The 17,592-nt window shown below is 65.0% G+C and carries 15 protein-coding genes and 4 pseudogenes; 2 read left to right on the plus strand and 17 right to left on the minus strand.

Features of this window, described 5'->3' with window-relative positions:
• Window positions 1-38 precede the first annotated feature (38 nt).
• The 5 genes and pseudogenes from ACVWYI_RS21975 to yajC form a co-directional block, all read right to left on the minus strand.
• Window positions 39-904, minus strand: a pseudogene (locus ACVWYI_RS21975) (phytoene/squalene synthase family protein).
• Entirely contained in the window at window positions 901-1,284 is a 384-nt protein-coding gene (locus ACVWYI_RS21980; protein WP_247446617.1) for an Mth938-like domain-containing protein, read from the minus strand. Before ACVWYI_RS21980 ends, ACVWYI_RS21975 begins: the two are co-directional and overlap by 4 nt.
• 60 nt (window positions 1,285-1,344) lie before the next feature.
• Complete coding sequence (gene secF / locus ACVWYI_RS21985) at window positions 1,345-2,364, minus strand: protein translocase subunit SecF (protein WP_247349153.1); 1,020 nt, start codon at window positions 2,362-2,364, stop codon at window positions 1,345-1,347.
• Between the two features lie 10 nt (window positions 2,365-2,374).
• Window positions 2,375-3,979 carry a protein translocase subunit SecD gene (gene secD / locus ACVWYI_RS21990; RefSeq protein ID WP_247349155.1) on the minus strand — a complete coding sequence of 535 codons (1,605 nt, stop codon included), beginning with the start codon at window positions 3,977-3,979 and terminating at the stop codon, window positions 2,375-2,377.
• Window positions 3,980-4,026: 47 nt separating this feature from the next.
• Window positions 4,027-4,392, minus strand: a complete 366-nt coding sequence (gene yajC / locus ACVWYI_RS21995; protein ID WP_247349156.1) for a preprotein translocase subunit YajC — start codon at window positions 4,390-4,392, stop codon at window positions 4,027-4,029.
• Window positions 4,393-4,572: 180 nt separating this feature from the next.
• Between yajC and ACVWYI_RS22000 the strand changes: the two genes are divergently transcribed.
• Window positions 4,573-5,577, plus strand: coding sequence for an ATP-binding protein (locus tag ACVWYI_RS22000; protein WP_456663192.1), 1,005 nt, complete (start codon window positions 4,573-4,575; stop codon window positions 5,575-5,577).
• A gap of 135 nt (window positions 5,578-5,712) precedes the next feature.
• Here ACVWYI_RS22000 and ACVWYI_RS22005 read toward each other — a convergent pair.
• Together ACVWYI_RS22005 and ACVWYI_RS22010 are read right to left on the minus strand one after the other, a co-directional pair.
• Window positions 5,713-7,003: pseudogene (locus ACVWYI_RS22005) on the minus strand (peptidoglycan DD-metalloendopeptidase family protein).
• A gap of 205 nt (window positions 7,004-7,208) precedes the next feature.
• Window positions 7,209-7,859: a protein-L-isoaspartate(D-aspartate) O-methyltransferase gene (locus tag ACVWYI_RS22010; protein WP_247349468.1), complete on the minus strand. Its 651-nt coding sequence runs from the start codon at window positions 7,857-7,859 to the stop codon at window positions 7,209-7,211.
• 223 nt (window positions 7,860-8,082) lie between these two features.
• Between ACVWYI_RS22010 and ACVWYI_RS22015 the strand changes: the two genes are divergently transcribed.
• The gene (locus ACVWYI_RS22015) at window positions 8,083-8,454 is read left to right on the plus strand and encodes a response regulator (protein WP_008547195.1); all 372 of its coding nucleotides are present in this window, start codon (window positions 8,083-8,085) and stop codon (window positions 8,452-8,454) included.
• A 19-nt stretch (window positions 8,455-8,473) separates the two neighbouring features.
• Here the strand turns inward: ACVWYI_RS22015 and surE are convergent, their stop codons facing one another.
• From surE to ACVWYI_RS22065, 10 genes and pseudogenes are all read right to left on the minus strand, one after another.
• Window positions 8,474-9,241 (minus strand): 5'/3'-nucleotidase SurE, encoded by a 768-nt coding sequence (surE, locus tag ACVWYI_RS22020; RefSeq protein ID WP_456663193.1) that lies wholly within the window; start codon window positions 9,239-9,241, stop codon window positions 8,474-8,476.
• A gap of 99 nt (window positions 9,242-9,340) precedes the next feature.
• The gene (locus ACVWYI_RS22025; RefSeq protein ID WP_247349160.1) at window positions 9,341-9,703 is read right to left on the minus strand and encodes a hypothetical protein; all 363 of its coding nucleotides are present in this window, start codon (window positions 9,701-9,703) and stop codon (window positions 9,341-9,343) included.
• A gap of 94 nt (window positions 9,704-9,797) precedes the next feature.
• A pseudogene (gene serS, locus ACVWYI_RS22030) lies at window positions 9,798-11,292 on the minus strand (serine--tRNA ligase).
• 182 nt (window positions 11,293-11,474) lie between these two features.
• Window positions 11,475-12,287, minus strand: a complete 813-nt coding sequence (tatC, locus tag ACVWYI_RS22035; protein WP_354106499.1) for a twin-arginine translocase subunit TatC — start codon at window positions 12,285-12,287, stop codon at window positions 11,475-11,477.
• A complete protein-coding gene (gene tatB / locus ACVWYI_RS22040) occupies window positions 12,284-12,847 on the minus strand; it encodes a Sec-independent protein translocase protein TatB (RefSeq protein ID WP_456663194.1) in 564 nt (187 codons plus the stop codon). The genes tatC and tatB overlap by 4 nt, the downstream gene beginning before the upstream one ends.
• Before the next feature lie 86 nt (window positions 12,848-12,933).
• Window positions 12,934-13,167: a twin-arginine translocase TatA/TatE family subunit gene (locus ACVWYI_RS22045; protein ID WP_247349164.1), complete on the minus strand. Its 234-nt coding sequence runs from the start codon at window positions 13,165-13,167 to the stop codon at window positions 12,934-12,936.
• Window positions 13,168-13,333: 166 nt separating this feature from the next.
• On the minus strand, window positions 13,334-14,086 hold the full coding sequence (scpB, locus tag ACVWYI_RS22050) for an SMC-Scp complex subunit ScpB (protein ID WP_247446608.1): 753 nt from the start codon (window positions 14,084-14,086) through the stop codon (window positions 13,334-13,336).
• A 21-nt stretch (window positions 14,087-14,107) separates the two neighbouring features.
• Window positions 14,108-14,947, minus strand: a complete 840-nt coding sequence (locus ACVWYI_RS22055; protein WP_247446607.1) for a segregation and condensation protein A — start codon at window positions 14,945-14,947, stop codon at window positions 14,108-14,110.
• Window positions 14,944-15,972, minus strand: a complete 1,029-nt coding sequence (gene nagZ / locus ACVWYI_RS22060; protein WP_456663195.1) for a beta-N-acetylhexosaminidase — start codon at window positions 15,970-15,972, stop codon at window positions 14,944-14,946. Before nagZ ends, ACVWYI_RS22055 begins: the two co-directional genes overlap by 4 nt.
• A gap of 46 nt (window positions 15,973-16,018) precedes the next feature.
• Window positions 16,019-17,588, minus strand: a pseudogene (locus tag ACVWYI_RS22065) (SPOR domain-containing protein).
• Window positions 17,589-17,592: the final 4 nt, after the last annotated feature.

Raw genomic sequence — 17,592 nt, forward strand, 5'->3', positions numbered from 1 at the left:
CATAGAGCATTTGGCAAAATGAGGCGATAAGCCAGCTTCTATTTGGTAAATTCCCGCGATCGTGAAGCCCGCCACAGCGTCCACAGCGTGCGCAGCCGCGACGACTGCTGCGGCGTAAACGGATTACGCACGGGCTGCGACAGGCGCTCGAGGTCGGCCCGCACCTGGCTCAGCGGCAGAAACGCCGGCCGTGCCGACGGCGGCACCTCCGCCAACAGCGACAAGGCCGTGGTCAAATGCTGCCCGGCCTCGCCCGCGAGTTGGTTCAGGACGGCGCGCAAATTCGGCGTCTCCTTGCCGGCGAACACATCCTCCATGTTGCAGCCATGGCTCGCCAGAACCTGCTGCGGCAAGAACAATCGCCGGTGCGCCGCATCGCGCGGCAAGTTCGCGATGACCTGAGCGATGCCCTGGGCCAGCCCGGCATGCCGCGCGAGATGCTCCGCTGCGTCCAAAGGTGACGCCATGATCCGTGCCGCGAGGGCAAACAGCGCCGAGCAAGTCGCGGCCAGATAGCCTTCGAGCGCCGTCATGGTCGGCATCGGATCGTTGTAGAGGTCGAACTGGTGCTCGTCGGCGAGCAGCGACAGCGGCTCAACCGGCAGGTCGAAATCGCGGATCGCGCGGAGCAGTTCCGCCGCCACCGGATTGCCCTCGGCGCTGCCATGGACCTGGCCGGAAAGCATGTCGGTCCACCATTGCAGGCGGATTTCGCCGGGCAAGGGCTGGCTCACCTGATCGCGAACGCGGACGATCTCGACATTGAAGGCATAGAGCGCCAGCAGCGCGCGGCGCTCGGGGGGGCAGGCGCGAACAGGGCCGCGGCATAACGGGAAAAGTCGTGGCTGCGCACGAGGTCAGCGCAGAAGGCAGCGGAATCCGGCGGCGGCGCGGAACTGCTCATGGCACGGCGATCAGCGCGGCCGCGACGCGGCGCCGTTCGCCCATCATGATGTTGTAGGTGCGCACGGCAGGTCCGGTCTGCATCGTGTCCAGCACCACCCTCACCGCTTTCAGCGCCTGGCGCAGCTCCGGCGGCGGCAGCCAGACACCGGTTCCCGTCCCGATCAGAAGCGTGTCGATGCTATTGGCGGAGGCGAACACCCGCTCAAGCGAATAGCGGTCGATCCGCGCCGGGTCGGTCACGTCCCAGGCCCAGATCGCGTCAGGCAGGCAGAGCAGCGAGCCCCGATGCGACATGCCGGCAAAAGCGAAGCCGCCCTTGCCATAGGCTTCGATCGGCGCCGAGCGCGGGAAATGCGGTGCGTTGGAATCGCCGGCCATGAGCTTCGTCCGAATAGGCCTATCGCCCTCGCAAACGCCCGCGAGGACGTGCGGTTCGGATCATGCCTTGTTTTTCTTCGCCGGCGCAGCCGTATCGCGCGCATCTTCGCGATGCTCGCCGACGCCGAGATAGATCAGGATCGGCGCCGCGATGAAGATCGAGGTGTAGGTGCCAACCAGCACCACGCCGAACATCATCACCGCGGTGAAGCTGTGGATGGCATGACCGCCGAACAGGAGCAGGGCCAGCAGCGCCAGCGTCACCGTGAAGTGGGTGATGATCGAGCGCGACAGCGTCGAGTTAATGGACTCGTTGAGGAGCTGCGGCATCGGCATCTTCTTGTAGCGCCGCAGCATTTCACGGATGCGGTCGTAGATGACGACGGTGTCGTTCAGCGAATAGCCGAGAATGGTCAGAAGTGCCGCGATGCTGGTCAGGTCGAAATCGACCTGGCTGATCGACATGAATCCGATCGTCAGCACGATGTCGTGCACGTTGGCGATCATGGCGCCGAGCGCGAACTGCCACTCGAAGCGGAACCAGAGGTAGACCAGGATCGAGACGATCGCGAGCATCAGGCCGAGCATGCCGTAGGCCAGCAGCTCGCCGGAGACGCGCGGTCCCACCACCTCGACGCGGCGATAGTCGACGGAATCGCCGAGCGCGGAACGAACCTTCTGCACGGCCTCCTGCTGCGCGGCGTCACCGCCCGGCTGCTCCGCGACGCGGATCAGGACGTCGGCCGGACCGCCGAACTGCTGCAGCTGGACTTCGCCGAGGCGCAAACCATCCAGCGTTGTACGCATAGCCGCGATATCGGCGGTGCCGGACTTGGCCTGCACTTCGAGCAGCGTGCCGCCGCGGAAGTCGATGCCGAAATTCAGCCCGTGGGTGAAGAACAGCGTGATCGCGACGATCGACAGCGCTGCCGAGATCGGGAAGCTGATGCGGCGGAAGCGCGTGAAGTCGAAATGGGTATTGTCGGGGACGATGCGCAGCGACGGCAGCCAGCCGAACGCCGCAACCACGGTGAGAATGGCAATGAGGACGCCGAGCCCGATGAGAATGGTATGATTCACGATCAGGCTCCTAGATCGGCACGCTCTGCGGCCGCTTCCACCGCACCCATCCAGCGACGATCAGCCGGGTCAGGGTGAAGGCGGTAAACACCGTGGTGATGATGCCGATGCCGAGCGTCACGGCGAAGCCGCGCACCGGACCGGTGCCGATGTAGAACAGCACCGCGGCGGCAATGAAGGTAGTGATGTTGGAATCGAGGATGGTCGCGAGCGCCCGCTTGAAGCCGGCGTCGATCGCCGAGATCGCGTTGCGGCCGCCACGCAATTCCTCGCGGATGCGCTCGTAGATCAGCACGTTGGAATCGACCGCGATGCCGACGGTGAGCACGATGCCGGCGATTCCGGGCAGCGTCAGCGTCGCGTTGAGCAGCGACAGCAGGCCGAAGATCATGGCGACGTTGATGGCCACCGCGATGTTGGCGAACACGCCGAACAGCCGATAGGTCAGGAGCATGAAGATGATGACCAGGATCGAACCGACATAGGCCGCAAGCTCGCCCTTCTCGATCGAGTCCTGGCCGAGGCCCGGACCGACGGTGCGTTCCTCGACCACGGTGAGCGGAGCCGGCAGCGCGCCGGCGCGCAGCAGGATCGCGAGATCGTTGGCCGATTGCACGGTGAAGCTGCCGGAGATCTGGCCCTGGCCGCCGGTGATGGGCTCGCGGATCACAGGCGCGGAGATCACCTTGTTGTCGAGCACGATCGCGAAGGGCAGCCCGACGTTCTCTTGCGTGGCCTGCGAGAATTTGCGCGCGCCTGACGTATTGAACTTGAAGCTGACGACGGGTTCACTGGTGCGCTGGTCGAAGGTCGCCTGGGCGTCGGTTAGGTCGCCGCCCGCAACCAGCACCTGCTTCTTGACCACGTAGCCGGGCGGCGGCGGCGTGGCGCTCGGCAGGAACTCGGAGTCCGGCGGCAACGCGCCCTGCTGCGCTTGGTCCGGCGGCACCGAAGGATCGACCATGCGGAATTCCATCTTTGCAGTCTTGCCCAGCAATTCCTTCAGGCGGGTCGGGTCCTGGAGGCCGGGGACCTGCACCAGGATGCGATCGTTGCCCTGGCGCTGGATGACGGGCTCGACGGTCCCGAGCTCGTTGACGCGACGTTCGACGATCTGGATCGACTGCTCGATGGTCTTGCGCATGCGCTCGATCATCGCGGCCTGCGGGATGGCGAGCCGGATCAGGCCGCCGCCAGCATCCGTCACCTCGAGGTCGCGCTGACCGCTGGATCCGACCAGTCCGCCCAGCGGCTGGGCCAGCTCGCGCAGCTTGGCGAGCGCGGCCTGCTGGTCGGATTCCTTGGTGATCCGAACCTCGGCCGCGTCGTTGCGCACGGTGACGCCGCCGGTGAACCCGATCTTGGCATCGCGCAGCGTCCGGCGAACGTCGTCGCGGACCTGATCGAGCCGCTCCTTCTTCACATAATTGCCGTCGACCTCGAGCAGCAGATAGGAGCCGCCTTGAAGATCGAGGCCGAGCACGAGTCGGCGCTGCGCCCAGGCGGGCCAGGTCTTGACCTGCGCTTCGGGAAAGAAGTTCGGGACCGCGCAGAGGCACACGATCAGCGCCGTCAGGATAATCCCGAGCGCCTTCCACCGCGTGAAATACAACATCGACTGGACCTGTCAGATCAGGAGATTTGAGGGACTCGCGGAAGCGCTTACTTCGCCGCGGCGTCGTCCTTGGCGCTTTCCTTGGATTCTTTGGCCGGCTCGCCCTTGGCGCGCACGCCGGAGACCATCGAGCGCATCTGCCGCACGCGCACGCCGTCAGCAATTTCGAACTCGATCTGGTCGTCGTCGACGACCTTGGTGACCTTGCCGACGAGGCCGCCCGTGGTCACGACGGTGTCGCCGCGACGGATGTTCTTCACGAGATCGGCGTGGTCACGGACCTTCTTCTGCTGCGGACGCAGAATCAGGAAGTACATGATCACGAAGATCAGAGCGAACGGCAGCAGCGACATCAACATGCCGCTGGTGTCGCCGGCGCCCGCAGCCTGGGCATACGCAGGGGTAATCAGCATTCGGACGATCCTCGAGAGAACGGGGGAAAACCGGTCAGGCCCAAATGGCGACCGGTTCGGTCAAATTCGCGCGGACTATAGCGGTCATTGCCCCAATTGCAACGCTGCCAGACCGTCGATTTGGCCACCTTGCGGAGCGCGCTCAGGCCCGATAAGGCTGCATTCTCAGGAACTTCGGACATGCCCCAAAAACCAAGCAAAAGCCCGGCCGGCAAAGGCCCCCGCACCGCTGCCAGGAAGCCTGCCCGCGTCGCGGCAAAACGTCCCAAGGCGGCCTCCAAGGCAACTGCCAAGGCAGCTTCCAAGGCGACCCCTGACCTCTCCCAGGAGCGCGTCGTTCGCGCGCTGGAGACGATCGCGGCGCACCTCTCCGCCCAAGGCAAGCTCGCCGTCGAACGCGAAGCGTTCAAGCAGGCGGATGCTTTCGTCTGGCACCCGGACGGCCGCCTCGCGGCGGTGCCACGGGTCAGCCGCGTCGAGCTGTTCCTGCTCAAAGGCGTCGATCGGGTGCGCGACATCCTGATCGAGAACACCGAGCGCTTCACCAATGGCCTGCCCGCCAACAACGCGCTGCTCTGGGGCGCGCGCGGCATGGGCAAGTCATCGCTGGTGAAGGCGGCGCATGCCAGCATCAACGCGGGGCGCAAACCGGCCGACAGACTGAAGCTGATCGAGATTCATCGCGAGGACATCGAGAGCCTGCCCGCACTCATGGAGCAGCTCCGCGCCTCGTCCTTCCGCTTCATCGTGTTCTGCGACGACCTCTCCTTCGACGGCAATGATGCATCCTACAAGTCGCTCAAGGCGGTGCTCGAAGGCGGCATCGAGGGCCGGCCCGAGAACGTCATCCTCTACGCCACCTCCAACCGCCGCCATCTGCTGGCGCGCGAGATGATCGAGAACGAGCGCTCGACCGCGATCAATCCCGGCGAAGCCGTGGAGGAGAAGGTCTCGCTGTCGGATCGGTTCGGCCTCTGGCTCGGCTTCCACCGCTGCAGTCAGGACGAATATCTCGCCATGGTGCGCGGCTATTGTAGCCATTTCGGCGTCAAGGTCGACGACGAGGCGCTGGAACGCGAGGCACTGGAATGGTCCACGACGCGCGGCTCGCGCTCGGGCCGCGTCGCCTGGCAGTTCGTGCAGGAGCTTGCGGGACGGCTCGGCGTGAAGCTGACGGCGAAGTAATCAGTCGGAAACTGTCGCCCGGCCCATCGCTGTCATTCCCCGCGCAGGCGGGGAATCCAGTATTCCAGAGACGGTTGTGATTAATCGAGAGGCTGCGGCGTACTGGACGGATTCAGTGCCGAGGCAACGCAGGCCTCACGCCCCATTCAGGAATTGAAGCGGGTCAACCGGGCTCGATCCCTTACGGATCTCGAAGTGGAGCTGCGGCGACGCCACCTCCCCGGATTGACCCGACTTGGCGATGACCTGGCCGCGCTTGATGGTATCTCCGCGCTTCACCATCAGCTCGCTCGCATGGGCATATGCGGTGACGTAGCCGTTGGAGTGCCGAACCAGGATGAGATTGCCATAACCTTTCAGCTCGTTGCCGGAATAGGCAACGACGCCGTCTTCGGCCGCCTTGATGGGCGTCCCCTCGGGCACGGCGAGATTGATGCCGTCATTGGACTTGCCATTGGTCTTGGCGCCGTAAGTCGTGACCACTTTTCCGCGCACCGGCCAGCGGAAGGTCGGCAGCGCGCTGGTGGTCTCCGCAGCTTTCGCCGGAGCTTCCGCGGTCTTCTCTTCGACATTGGCCGTGGCCTGCGCCAGGCGCGCGCTCTGCACCGGCGCGGCGACGGCCGCCATCTTGGTCGCAGGCGCAGGAGCGACCGCGACGGGCTGTAGCGTACCCACGACGGGGGCGGATCCGACCGGAGCCGCGGCAACCGGCGCCGCGAGGGCGGCAGTCCTGGCACCGGGCACGGCCAGCCGGGTGCCGAGCTTGAGCTTTGCAGACGGATTGAGGCCGTTGGCGCGGGCCAGTTCAGCCGCCGAGATGTGGTTCTTGCGGGCGATGCTGACGAGCGTGTCGCCGTGGTTCACGAAGTGCGTGCTCGGCGGCACGGCAACGGCAGCAACCGGCTTCGCAGCAGGCGCCGCCGCAACGGGAGCCATGAGCGGCGCGGGCGCAGCGGCTGTGGCCTGGTGCGGGATGATCAGCTGCTGGCCGGGCGAGAGCGAGCGCGGGCCCTTATAGCCGTTGGCCGCGAGGATCGCCTGCGGCGTGACACGATAGCGTTTGGCGAGCAACTCAAGCGTATCGCTGGTGCCGACGATGATCTTGGTTCCACCGACCGGCTGGGCGGCGGCAACCGAGCGCGGCGGCACGGTGGCCGTGGTCTCCAGATGCGGCTGCGCCGGGGGTGCGTAGGACCCCATGCCACGTCCGCCTCCAGACACACCCGCCAGCTGCCGCAACCGGATAGGATTGCGGCGCGGACACCGCCGGCGGCGACAAGGGCTGCGACTGGTAGTAGCCGGACTGCGTCTGCGGCCGCGAATATTGCGGCAGCTCGCGCTGCGGCGGCGGTGCCTGCTGCACCGAACCGGTCGATTCCTGCGCGAAGGGGTTGGAGAAGTTCGACTGGGACATGCGCGACGACATGTCGGCGCTGCACCCTGCGAAGCTGAAGGAGATCAGCGCCAGCACCGCGACCTGCGGTACGCGGCGCGAGTAAAGCAACTCGGCGACAGCGGACATGGTTACTCACTCGTACGCAACAGAACTGGTCTTTTAAGTAAACACGCGCCGAGTAAATAACGGCTTAACCCTCCCAATAAGATGTTGGCCGCACAGCCAATCCGGAATTCTACAGCTCCCGCGCCACGCCGGGCAGCGCCGGCACGAAGCGGACGTCGACGAGTTCCTTGCGCTCGATCCCGGCCTCGGTCCGGCTCAGGCGGATCAGCGTCTGCACGCCCTGATGCGGGCCGACGGGCGCGATCAGGATGCCGCCCACCTCCAGCCGCTCGATCAGGTTGTCCGGAATCTGCTCCATCGCGGCCGTGACGATGATGCGGTCGAACGGGCCGATATTGGGCGGCAGATTGAGTCCGTCGCCCAGCATCACCTCGACATTATGACAGTTGAGCTTTTCAAGCCTGATACGTGCGGCGTCCGCGAGCTTGCGGTAGCGCTCGACGGTCAACACCTGGCCGGCGAGCCGCGACAGCACCGCGGCCTGGTAGCCCGAGCCGGCGCCGATCTCGAGCACACGGTGCTTCTTCTGGAGCTGGAGCTGCTCGGTCATGTAGGCGACGACGAAGGGCTGGCTGATGGTCTGCCCGCAGGCGATCGGTAGCGCGGTATCGCGATAGGCCCCGTCGCGATCGGCTTCGTCCACGAACTGCTCGCGCGGCACCTCCTCCATGGTCCGCAGGATCGCCTGGTCGCTGATACCCCGGCGCCTCAGCGTGAGCTGAAACATCATCTTTTCCGGCGGGTGCTGATGGGAGGTCATTGCCTGCTTATGCTGTTTTGGGGATCCGGGATGCGAACCCGGGGCGCGAGAATCCTGTTCCGGTTCAGGAACCCGTGATACGCTTCTGCTGGCGTATCTGACCACAAATCGGCTTGCAACGGGCGAGCCTCGATGGCCATTTCAGACATCCGATCGTCGAAACGCGCATTGCGTCGATTCATGTTATCTGCGAACGTTTTTAGCAATGGGCAAGGACTCTACCATGACCGCGACGGGGCTTTCAGGCCGCTCTGTATTCCTCGTCGAAGACGAGGTGATGATCAGGATGATGGTCGCGGATATGCTCGAAGAGCTGGGCTACAAGGTCGCGGCTGAGGCGGGCGACATCACCGAAGCCATGCGGCTCGCCCAGGCAACCGAGTTCGACATCGCCATTCTCGACGTCAACGTCAACGGCAAGGTCATCTCGCCGGTCGCCGATGTCATCAAGGCGAAAGGCTGCCCGTTCATCTTCGCCACCGGCTACGGCTCCTCCGGGCTCCCCGAGCAGTACCGCGATCGGCCGGCGCTTCAGAAGCCGTTTCAGCTCGACGCGCTCGGCAAGACCATCGAAGCCGCGCTTCGCGGCGGCTAGGCCTTAAGTTCCAGCAGACTTACTTCAGCGTCGCACTCAGCGCCTCGGAAAACGCTTCGTTGGTGCGGTCGAGCCTGAGCGGCGTGACGGAGACGTAGCGTCCGCGCAGCGCCGCGAGATCGGTGCCTTCGGCGGGCGTATCAATCATCGCCGCGCGCTCGAAGCCGATCCAGAAATAGGGATTGCCGCGGCCGTCCTTGCGCTCGTCGATCCTGAGGAAGCCGAGATTGCGCTTGCCCTGCCGCGTCACGCGGATGCCCAGCACATCTTCCGGCGCGCAAGCCGGGAAGTTGACGTTGATGACCGTGTCCTTCGGGATGCCGGCGGCGATCACCTTGCGCAGGATGTCGGGGCCGAATTTGCGCGCTGTGTCCCACAGCGGCCGGTCGCGGGTCTCGACGCTGAATTCCTGCGACAGTGCGAACGACGGCAGCCCCAGGATGGTGCCTTCCAGCGCACCGGCGATGGTACCGGAATAGACCACGTCCTCAGCGACGTTGCGGCCCTTGTTGACGCCCGACAGCACGACATCGGGCAGCTTGGCGCCGAGGATATGGCGCGCGCCCATGATGACGCAGTCGGTCGGCGTGCCGCGCACGGCGAAGTGCCGCGGGCCGACTTCGCGCAGGCGCAGCGGATCGTTCAGCGATAGCGAATGCGACACGCCGGACTGGTCGAGCTCGGGCGCGACCACCCAGACGTCATCGGACAATGAGCGTGCGATCTCCTCGAGCACCTTGAGGCCGGGAGCGTGGATGCCGTCGTCATTGGTGCAGAGAATGCGCATGCGAAAGGTCGATTCCTGAAACGGGTCTGATCCGTCTTATCCGGCTGGGGCCGATCAGGCAAACCGGCCGATCGGGGCCGGCGGCCGTTCCCGGTTCTGTTAGCGGCGAACGCGCCATTGCGGCAGGAAGCGCGCCAGCCGGCCCTCCGCGTGCAGCTTCATCGCCGGCACGACCGGGCTCACGATTGGAGCCTCGATGACGCCGAGCGCCTCCAGCTGTTCAACGAACGGGTCCGCCACCGGCGCCTGCGGAAAGCGTTCCCGTGCCATCGTCAGCGCGTTGTCGAAATCCGCCGCATTCACGCCGGGCTTGGCCCGCCGGCTCTGGACCAGATCGTCGTCCCATAGCCGCGCGATCGCGATGTCGAGCACGCCACGCAGCCGCTGATCGACAGCCTGGATGCCGGCCCCTGTCACCGCCCATTGTCTGCCCACCCAGAAGATGTCGCGGTGCAAGGCCATGAACGAGGGGTTCGCGTTGTCGGGTGGCCGGCAGGATAACCGGCCGCGCGATCTTCGCAACCAAACGTTTCTGAGTTTCAGATTGGCAACACGCCTACTCGCGCGCGACCACCTTGATCCCGCCCATATAGGGCTGGAGCACGCTGGGGACCGCGATCGAGCCGTCCTCCTGCTGATAGGTCTCCATCACGGCGATCAGCGCGCGGCCGACTGCGGTCCCGGAGCCGTTCAGCGTGTGCACAAAGCGGGGCTTCCCGTCCGGCCCACGCGAGCGCGCATCCATGCGGCGGGCCTGGAAATCGCCGCACACCGAGCAACTCGATATCTCGCGGAATGCGCCGCCCTCACCTTGACCCGGCATCCAGACCTCGATGTCATAGGTTTTTTGCGACGAGAAACCCATATCTCCTGCGCACAGCGTCATCACACGATAGTGCAGGTCGAGCTTCTGCAACACCTGTTCGGCGCAGGACAGCATCCGCTCCAGCTCGTCCTTGCTCACCTCCGGCGTCGTGATCGAGACCAGCTCGACCTTGGTGAACTGGTGTTGGCGTATCATGCCGCGGGTGTCGCGCCCGGCCGCGCCCGCCTCGGCGCGAGAAACACGGCGTCAACGCGGTGAGCCGCATCGGCAGCTGATTCTCGTCAACGATAGATTCGCGGACGAGGTTGGTGAGAGGGACTTCCGCGGTGGGAATGAGACCAAGGCGCTCGGCGTTAAACAGCTTTCGCAGATGGGCGGTCAACCGACTCATCTGAACATTTAATGCTGCTATCTCGACAGTAAGGTCGCGACGGTTCTCGACCGCTCCCGTATCAAGTACGCCCTGAATCTCTTCCCTTCTCGCCTTCGCTCTGGAAAACTTTCCTAGACATTCCTCAACTTCGACCGACTTGGCGTCGTCAATCTCAGTAGGGCGAGAGACGAAGAACTGGTCGTCCTCGAACTTCGGCAGTTGCCCGGTCCCGAACATCACAGCGTCACGCACCAAGAGCGGCGGATTCACTTCGGCATACCCGTGCTCGGTGGTGTGCAGGTCGAGCATGAACTGCCCGATCGCCCGCTCGAGCCGTGCCAGTCCCTTTTTCAGCACAACGAAGCGCGCGCCCGAGAGCTTTGCCGCCGCCTCGAAATCCATATAGCCGAGCGCGGTGCCGAGATCGTCATGCAGCTTCGGCGCGAAGCCGTAGTTGCGCTTGTTGCCGAACACGTGGCGCTGCACGTTGCCGTGCTCGTCGACGCCATCGGGCACTTCATCGAACGGAATGTTCGGGATCGCGGACAGCTCCATTGTCAGCAACTCGTCGGCAGCCTTCGCGGCCGCCTCGAGCTCCGGCATCGTGGTCTTCAGCTCGGCGACCTCCGCCATCAGCTTGGCCGCGCGCGTCTCGTCCTTGGCCTTCTTGGCATCGCCGATCTCCTTGGAGGCCGCATTGCGCCGCGCCTGCGCCTGCTCCGAGGCCAGGATCGCCGCCCGCCGCTTCTCGTCGATCGCGAGCAGCGACGCCGACAACGGCTTCAGGCCACGCCGGGCGAGGCCGGCGTCGAAGGCTTGCGGATTGTCGCGGATCGATTTGATGTCGTGCATGGCCGTGGTCCTGGATCAGCGCGCAAACATACAACGGTGAACGTTGTAAGTCAGCGCGTCTCCTAGCATGGCTATCATCATCCGCGAAGGCGGATGATCCAGTATTCCAGAGAGGTCAATGATTCCCCGAGAGGCCGCGGCGTACTGGATTCCCCGCCTTCGCGGGGAATGACATCTCGTCCCTACTCCGCCGGATTAGCCGGGGTCGATACGTCAGTGCCGGTGGCCGCCTTTGAAGCTGCCGCCTTCTTCTCCACAATGCTCACCGCGATGATCGAGCCCTCGTAGAGCGCGAGCAAGGGGATCGCGAGCGAGCACTGGCTGAGCACGTCGGGGGGCGTCAGCACGGCCGCGATCACGAAGGCGATGACGATGAAATAGCGGCGCTTCTCGCGCAGCATTTTTGCCGAGACGATGCCGATCCGGCCCAAGAGCGTCAGGATCACCGGGAGCTGGAAAGCGATGCCGAAGGCAAAGATCAGCGACATCATCAGCGACAGATATTCGCCGACCTTGGGCAGCAGCTGGATCTGCGCGGTCTCGTCGCTGCCGGCCTGCTGCATGCCGAGCGAGAAGCGGACCAGCATCGGCAGCACGACGAAATAGACCAGCGCTGCGCCCAGCACGAAGAAGAACGGGGTCGCGACCAGATACGGGACGAAGGCATTCTTCTCGTGCTTGTACAGGCCAGGCGCGACGAATTTGTAGATCTGGGTTGCGACGATCGGGAACGAGATGAAGCCGGCGCCGAACAGTGCAAGCTTGAGCTGGGTGATGAAATATTCCAGCAGCGCCGTATAGATGAATTTGGAGTTCTCGGGGCCCGCGACCCACACGAACGGCCAGACCAGCACGTTGTAGATTTGCTTGGCGAAGAAGAAGCACAAGATGAAGGCCACGCCGAAGCCGAGCAGCGCCTTGATCAGCCGCGACCGCAGCTCGATCAGATGGTCCATCAATGGGGCTTTGCTGGCCTCGATATCGGCGTCGCTCATGACGCTTTGGCGTCCTTGATCGCTTCGGATGGCGCCGTGTCCTGTGCGACCTGCGCCTGCTCGACCTCACGTGTGATGGCGAGCGGCTCGTTCACGGCCGCATCCGCTTCGGCCTCCACGAAGGTCTCCGGCGTCGGCGCTTCCGGAGTGGTCGGGGTGACCGGCGCGTCAGTTGACGTCGTCGACGCGTCACTTGACGTCGTCGGCGCTTCAATCGAAGTCGCCGGCGGTTCGACCGCCGTGGTGGTCGTCTCGGCCGGCTTGTCCAGCGCATCGACGCGGAGTGCGTCGCTCACGTCCTTCTGCAGCGAGGTCATCAGATTGTTGCCGGCAAAACCGGAAGCCGCTTCCTTGACCTCATCGAAGCTCTTCTTGAGGTCGGCCATTTCGGCCTCGCGCATCGCTTCCTGGAATTGGCCCTGGAATTCGGCGGCCATCTTGCGGGCCTTGCCCATCCACTGCCCGACCATGCGCAGCACGCCCGGCAGCTCTTTCGGGCCGATGGCCACCAGGGCCACGACCCCGATCAGGACCAGTTCACTCCACCCGATGTCGAACATGAGGTCTTCCGTTCACGCCAGCCGCGACCGGCCCAATCCCTTGCGCGCAGGATCGGGCGCTACCTGCGTCTCGCGTGCTCTCTGGCTCAGACGGCCTTGCTGCCGACGTCGGACCGTGCCGCGGTCGGCGCGGCAGTGTGCTCGAGGGACTTGGCCGGCTCGGGCTTGTCGGCGACCTTGTCGTCGTCCTGCATGCCCTTCTTGAACGCCTTGATGCCCTGCGCCACGTCGCCCATCAGATCCGAAATCTTGCCGCGGCCGAACAGAAGCAGGACCACTGCGATCACCAGGATCCAGTGCCAAATGCTAAGTGAACCCATCCTGCAATCCTCCAAACGCGTATGGCCGGGGACCGGCCGATCTTCACAGAAACCTAGGCTTGGCAGGTGTCAAAAACAAGGACCAAGGCAGCGCCAATTCGCTGTTGGCGCTACGTAATCTTGCTAGTGTTAACTGGTCGCAGGGGGCCGGTAAAAGGCCGGGACGTCAGTCCGCGCCGCCGCCCTCGCCACCCTCATCGCCGTCTTCCGGCGGCGTCTCGGGCTCGACCGCAGGCGCCAGCGCCAGATCGAGGTCCTCGCCCGGTTCCAACGGATCCTCGTCCTCACGCAGTTGCGGGTCGTCCGACGGCGTCGGCACGCTGAATCCGGTCGGCAGACGCGAATCCAGCAGGCCCGTGCCCTTCAGCTCCTCCAAGCCCGGCAGATCGCCGAGCTGTTCCAGAGTGAACTGCGACAGGAAGTCCTCTGTGGTTCCGAAGGTCAATGGACGCCCCGGTGTCTTGCGACGGCCGCGCGGCTTGATCCAGCCGGTTTCCAGCAGCACGTCCAGTGTGCCCTTCGAGGTGACGACGCCGCGGATCTCCTCGATCTCGGCGCGCGTCACGGGCTGGTGATAGGCGATGATCGCGAGCACCTCGATCGCGGCGCGCGACAGGCGGCGGGTCTCGGTGCTCTCACGGGTCATCAGCCAGGCGAGATCGCCTGCGGTGCGGAAGGTCCATTTGTTGGCGACCCGCACGAGGTTCACGCCGCGCAAGGAATAGTCGGCCTGCAACTGCTCGAGCGCGGCCTTCACGTCCACGCCCTCGGGCATGCGCTTGGCCAGCGTCGCGGTGTCCAACGGTTCATTCGAAGCGAACAGCAGCGCTTCCAGCAGCCGCAATTCTTCGGGACGCGCCTGGGATTCGTTCTCCATCGGCTCGGCCTCATCTACCCGCACTTCAGCCAGGCTTGCCATGGCAGATTCTCCTTGTTGCACTTAAGCGACCGGCGCATCGGGCGCAGGAGCTGCGTCCGCGATCGGCTGAGGGCGCCCCTTCCGGAAATAGATGGGCGAAAACGCCTCTTTCTGGTTCAGCTCGAGCTGACCTTCACGCACCAGTTCGAGCGCAGCCGCAAAACTCGAAGCCAGCACCGTCGCGCGCTGCGTCGGATCGGCGACGTGCCGGAGCAAATAGTCGTCGAGAACGCCCCAGTCGTCCTGTTCGCTGATGCTGCCGACCAGCCGCTCCAGCGTGGCGCGCGCCTCGGCGAGCGACCACACCGTGCGCTTGGCCAGATGCACGCTCGCCAGCACGCGCGACTGGCGCTGCGAGGCATAGGCGGTGAGCAGGTCATAGAGCGTCGCGGTGTATTTCGGATGCTTGATCTCGGCGATCTGCTCGGGCTCACCGCGCGGGAAGATGTCGCGCAGCAATTGTTGCCTGTTCATCAGCCGGTTGGCGGCTTCGCGAATGGCTTCCAGCCGGCGCAGGCGGTTGGCGAGCGCCGTCGCCATCTGCTCCGCGCTCGGGCCGTCCGCACTCGGCGGCTCCGGCAGCAGCAGGCGCGATTTCAGGAAGGCGAGCCAGGCCGCCATCACGAGATAATCGGCGGCAAGCTCGAGCCGGATCTTTCGCGCGGCTTCGATGAAGTGGAGATACTGGTCGGCGAGCGCCAGGATCGAGATCTTGGCGAGATCGACCTTCTGCTGCCGCGCCAGTGCGAGCAGCAGGTCGAGCGGCCCCTCATAGCCCTCGACGTCCACCACCAACGCCGGCTCACCCTCGGCGAGTTCTGCGGGCCGCCCGGTTTCAAACGATAGGATTTCTGCGGTCATGCCGATGCCGTGTTTGCCCGTGCGATCAATGCGTCCAGTTCGGCGCGTGCGGCCGCGCGGTCGAGCGGCTGCGGTGCTTTACGCGCCGCGAGCGCGGCGTTTGCCCGCTCCAGCGCCCTGCCCGCCAATTCAGGTGTCTGGCCGGCGACCTCGCGCATCTCCTCGATGTTGCCGTTGCAATGCAGGGCCACGTCGCAGCCGGCCGCGAAGATGGCGCGGGTCCGTTCGGCGATATTCCCCGACAGCGCGTTCATCGACACGTCATCACTCATTAACAAACCCTGGAACCCAATCACGCCGCGAATCACTTCAGCGATCATTGTCGCAGATGTCGTCCCCGGATGGGCGGGGTCGACCGCGCTAAACACAACATGTGCAGTCATGGCCATCGGCAAATCCGCCAGCGGCTTGAATGCCGCGAAGTCGGTCCGCTCCAGTTCGTCCCTGGATGTATCGACCGTCGGCAGCTTGAAATGAGTATCGGCGGTGGCTCGCCCATGGCCGGGAATGTGCTTGAGGACCGGCAGCACGCCTCCCTGTTCCAGGCCCTCGGTGACGGCCCGGGCAATCGCCGCGACCTTGCCCGGCTCAGTGCCATAGGCTCGATTTCCGATGACTGCATCGGCGCCGGCCACGGGAACGTCGGCCAGGGGCAAACAATCCACGGTAATGCCGAGATCGGCGAGATCGGCCGCGATCAGCCGGGCGCTGAGGCGCGCCGCGGTCAGCCCGAGCGCCGAATCAATGTCGTAGAGGCCTGCGAAAATGGCGCCCGGCGGATAGACCGGCCAATGCGGCGGTCCCAGCCGTTGCACCCGTCCGCCCTCCTGGTCGATCAGGACAGGGGCATCAGCAGAACCCGCAGCCGCTCGCAATTCCACAACGAGTGCAGCAACTTGAGCCGGCGTCTCAATATTGCGCTTGAAGAGGATGAAGCCCCATGGGCGTTCGCTGCGGATAAACTCCCGCTCTACGGCGGTCAGTTCCGTTCCGGATACGCCCGTAATGAAGGCCCGCGTGCTCATAACGGCCGATTAACCCTGACCCGCGAGGGGGTCAAGGAAACGGCCGTTAATTCCTCTGGATGAGACACTGTGGTCCACCGGCAGCCTTCAGGCTGTTGCAGACCTGCGTCGCTTCCGCGGCCGAACCATAGGGCCCGGCGAAGGCGCGGTAGACGATACCCTTGCCCTTGTCAGTCAGATCGGTCCGCTTGATCACCGCCGAGCGCGATCCAAGGATGCTACCATACTTGCCCTGAAGCACCCGGTAAGATGCGGCGGCGCTGTCCTCGTTCTGCTGCGACGAGACCTGTACGATATAGCCGCCGCCACTGCTGGCGGGCGCGAGTTGCGGTCGGGTTGCTCGCAGCCATCCGCTGCGGCGGTTCGGCTGGCGGCGCCTGCGGCGCCAGCGACATCGGCTGGTTGGCACTGGCATTGGCCGAGGTCGGGGGCGTATGCGGGGCGATCGGCGCAGCTGGTGCCGCGAGCGTCTTCGGCGCAGTTGCCGTCCTGGCCGCAGCCGATTGCGGCGCCGCGCTATCGTTCTGATCGCCCTTCACGGCCACAGTCCTGATCGGGCGCGGCGAATTGTTCGGCAGCGTCCCGTTGCTCGGGTTCGGACCCGCACCCGACGGCGGAATACTGGACGGCGACACGCTCGCGACCGGAGGCGGGTTCGCGTTCTGATTCAGCGGCGGGAACACCACACGGGGACCTCCCGCCTTGGCGTTGACGTCAACAGGCGCTTCCTCGCGCGGCACGATCTTCTCGGTGCCATCGCCGGTGACCATGCGGTCCGGCACTTTCGCCGAAGAATCCGACGGCGCCGGCACGACCTTGGTCGGCGTGTTGTCGGCCCTGATGATCGGCGGCTCGCCGCTGCGGGGCGAGCCCACATAGGTCTTGTAGGCGAAAGCAGCGCCGGTCCCGACCACGGCAAGCGTCAGGATCGCCGCGACCGTCATCATGCCGCCGCGCTGCTTTTTCGGCTCGTCGAGATCGGCCTCGGGATAGTCGCTCTGGAACGCGTAAGGATCGTCGGGATAGGCGGGGTCGCGCTGGTAGTCCTGCTCGCCCGCCTCCAGCCGTCCGTAGAGCGCATCGTCGTAGCGCGCCGGATCGGGCTGCTGATAGGCTTGCTCCTGGTAAGCCTGATCGGGCTGCTGGTAGGCCTGATCCTGGTAGGCCTGAGCTTGATAAGCCTGATCCTGGTGAGCGGGATCCTGATGGGCCTGCGGCTGATGAAAATCAGGCTCCGGCGCGGTCGGCTGGGCTGAATAGCGATGCAACGGATGAACCGGGCTTCCGGAAACGGGATACGCAGGCTCAGGGGCTGGCGCGGGCTGCACATTGGCGCGCCGCATCCATGAGGGTGGTCCGGGCGGCGGCGAGGCCTGCTCGGCATGGTCCTGCTGGTAATCGTCCTGCCGGTAGTCGTCGTCCTGATAGCTTTGGGCAGGCGCAGGCGCCGCTGGCGGGTGCGCGCCGGGCCGCCCCTGCGCTGCGAACGGATCGGTCTGCCCGATCAGGCGAGCGAGCTCGGCCAAGGGATCGCCGCTCTCGGCCCTCCCATGCTGATCACCACCGCGACCATAGTCATCGGAAGGAAACGGTCTGTCCTGATATCGTTCGGCCATCGTG

The organism is Bradyrhizobium sp. LB13.1 (assembly GCF_054056815.1).

Coding starts and splice junctions, on each gene's coding strand:
- ACVWYI_RS21980 (WP_247446617.1), bottom strand. CDS start 1,284: ATGGCCGGCGATTCCAACGCACCGCATTTCCCGCGCTCGGCGCCGATC.
- secD (WP_247349155.1), bottom strand. CDS start 3,979: ATGTTGTATTTCACGCGGTGGAAGGCGCTCGGGATTATCCTGACGGCG.
- yajC (WP_247349156.1), bottom strand. CDS start 4,392: ATGCTGATTACCCCTGCGTATGCCCAGGCTGCGGGCGCCGGCGACACC.
- ACVWYI_RS22000 (WP_456663192.1), top strand. CDS start 4,573: ATGCCCCAAAAACCAAGCAAAAGCCCGGCCGGCAAAGGCCCCCGCACC.
- ACVWYI_RS22010 (WP_247349468.1), bottom strand. CDS start 7,859: ATGACCTCCCATCAGCACCCGCCGGAAAAGATGATGTTTCAGCTCACG.
- ACVWYI_RS22015 (WP_008547195.1), top strand. CDS start 8,083: ATGACCGCGACGGGGCTTTCAGGCCGCTCTGTATTCCTCGTCGAAGAC.
- surE (WP_456663193.1), bottom strand. CDS start 9,241: ATGCGCATTCTCTGCACCAATGACGACGGCATCCACGCTCCCGGCCTC.
- ACVWYI_RS22025 (WP_247349160.1), bottom strand. CDS start 9,703: ATGGCCTTGCACCGCGACATCTTCTGGGTGGGCAGACAATGGGCGGTG.
- tatC (WP_354106499.1), bottom strand. CDS start 12,287: ATGAGCGACGCCGATATCGAGGCCAGCAAAGCCCCATTGATGGACCAT.
- tatB (WP_456663194.1), bottom strand. CDS start 12,847: ATGTTCGACATCGGGTGGAGTGAACTGGTCCTGATCGGGGTCGTGGCC.
- ACVWYI_RS22045 (WP_247349164.1), bottom strand. CDS start 13,167: ATGGGTTCACTTAGCATTTGGCACTGGATCCTGGTGATCGCAGTGGTC.
- scpB (WP_247446608.1), bottom strand. CDS start 14,086: ATGGCAAGCCTGGCTGAAGTGCGGGTAGATGAGGCCGAGCCGATGGAG.
- ACVWYI_RS22055 (WP_247446607.1), bottom strand. CDS start 14,947: ATGACCGCAGAAATCCTATCGTTTGAAACCGGGCGGCCCGCAGAACTC.
- nagZ (WP_456663195.1), bottom strand. CDS start 15,972: ATGAGCACGCGGGCCTTCATTACGGGCGTATCCGGAACGGAACTGACC.